Origin of the sequence: Arthrobacter sp. H14, assembly GCF_000520495.1 — a bacterium.
GTDB lineage: Bacteria > Actinomycetota > Actinomycetes > Actinomycetales > Micrococcaceae > Arthrobacter_C.
Genome location: NZ_KI914678.1, coordinates 13019 through 14574, shown reverse-complemented (window position 1 = coordinate 14574; position 1556 = coordinate 13019). Strand labels below are relative to the sequence as shown.

General features: G+C 64.3%; 5 protein-coding genes. All 5 read left to right on the top strand.

Annotated elements, in window-relative coordinates:
- Positions 1–226, top strand: a 226-nt coding sequence (locus Y707_RS31685) for a hypothetical protein (protein ID WP_035782381.1), incomplete at its 5' end; no start/stop codon positions are given.
- On the top strand, positions 223–456 hold the full coding sequence (locus Y707_RS0117450; RefSeq protein ID WP_026536029.1) for a helix-turn-helix domain-containing protein: 234 nt from the start codon (positions 223–225) through the stop codon (positions 454–456). The genes Y707_RS31685 and Y707_RS0117450, both read left to right, overlap by 4 nt.
- 81 nt (positions 457–537) lie before the next feature.
- Positions 538–771: a helix-turn-helix domain-containing protein gene (locus Y707_RS0117445; protein WP_026536028.1), complete on the top strand. Its 234-nt coding sequence runs from the start codon at positions 538–540 to the stop codon at positions 769–771.
- A gap of 236 nt (positions 772–1007) precedes the next feature.
- Positions 1008–1241 carry a helix-turn-helix domain-containing protein gene (locus Y707_RS0117440; RefSeq protein WP_026536029.1) on the top strand — a complete coding sequence of 78 codons (234 nt, stop codon included), beginning with the start codon at positions 1008–1010 and terminating at the stop codon, positions 1239–1241.
- 81 nt (positions 1242–1322) lie between these two features.
- Complete coding sequence (locus tag Y707_RS0117435) at positions 1323–1556, top strand: helix-turn-helix domain-containing protein (protein ID WP_026536028.1); 234 nt, start codon at positions 1323–1325, stop codon at positions 1554–1556.

The following is a 1556-nucleotide window of genomic DNA, read 5'->3' as shown; positions in this document are numbered from 1 at the left end:
GGCCCGTGCCGACGCGGCGGCCCGGGCCGGGCATGCGGAGCAGGACGCACAGACCGCCCGCGGTGAACTGGAAACGGTCCGGAGTCAGAACGCTGAGCTGCGCGAACAACTCGCCGCCGCGCAGGCCACCGCATCCTCGGTGCAAACGGCCATGGACGCGGTCCTGGCCCGGATCACTACACCGGAACCACCCACCGGCGGCGGCAATCACGAGAACAAGGCATGACCGGGCCCCGGAATCCGGCAGAGGAACCAGGCGCGCCCGACCAGGCACCCCCGACAGGGGGCCGGCCGGGGCCGCGGTTTCTGTCGGTTAAAGACGTCGCGGCGGAACTGGCCATCGGCGAACCCAGTGTGCGGGGCCTGATCAGTACCGGTGAACTCGCCGCGATCCAGATCGGCGGCCGCGGTTATCTTAAGTTTGAACATGTCCGTAAGTCCCTATTGTCGTCCTGACTTGGTGGCACGGTTGCAGCTGCCATCTCGTGGGCTGTGAGAAACGTGAGAATCGAAACGATGTTAGAGGATAGGACGAGTGTGAGTAAACGGTTCATGACCCTGACGGAGGTGGGTGAGGAGCTAAATATTTCGCCGTCTCAGACCTATGCCCTGGTCAGGTCTGGTGAGCTGCCGGCGATTCAGGTGGGCGGACGTGGGCAGTGGCGTGTGGAGGTTCGACTTTTGGAAGAGTTCATCGCCCGTGCGTATGAGAAATCAGCGGCTGCGGCACGCAACGGCGGGCCGCAGGAGCCCACCGAAAACGACGAGTAGCAGGCAGCCGAGTCGGCCCGTGCCGACGCGGCGGCCCGGGCCGGGCATGCGGAGCAGGACGCACAGACCGCCCGCGGTGAACTGGAAACGGTCCGGAGTCAGAACGCTGAGCTGCGCGAACAACTCGCCGCCGCGCAGGCCACCGCATCCTCGGTGCAAACGGCCATGGACGCGGTCCTGGCCCGGATCACTACACCGGAACCACCCACCGGCGGCGGCAATCACGAGAACAAGGCATGACCGGGCCCCGGAATCCGGCAGAGGAACCAGGCGCGCCCGACCAGGCACCCCCGACAGGGGGCCGGCCGGGGCCGCGGTTTCTGTCGGTTAAAGACGTCGCGGCGGAACTGGCCATCGGCGAACCCAGTGTGCGGGGCCTGATCAGTACCGGTGAACTCGCCGCGATCCAGATCGGCGGCCGCGGTTATCTTAAGTTTGAACATGTCCGTAAGTCCCTATTGTCGTCCTGACTTGGTGGCACGGTTGCAGCTGCCATCTCGTGGGCTGTGAGAAACGTGAGAATCGAAACGATGTTAGAGGATAGGACGAGTGTGAGTAAACGGTTCATGACCCTGACGGAGGTGGGTGAGGAGCTAAATATTTCGCCGTCTCAGACCTATGCCCTGGTCAGGTCTGGTGAGCTGCCGGCGATTCAGGTGGGCGGACGTGGGCAGTGGCGTGTGGAGGTTCGACTTTTGGAAGAGTTCATCGCCCGTGCGTATGAGAAATCAGCGGCTGCGGCACGCAACGGCGGGCCGCAGGAGCCCACCGAAAACGACGAGTAG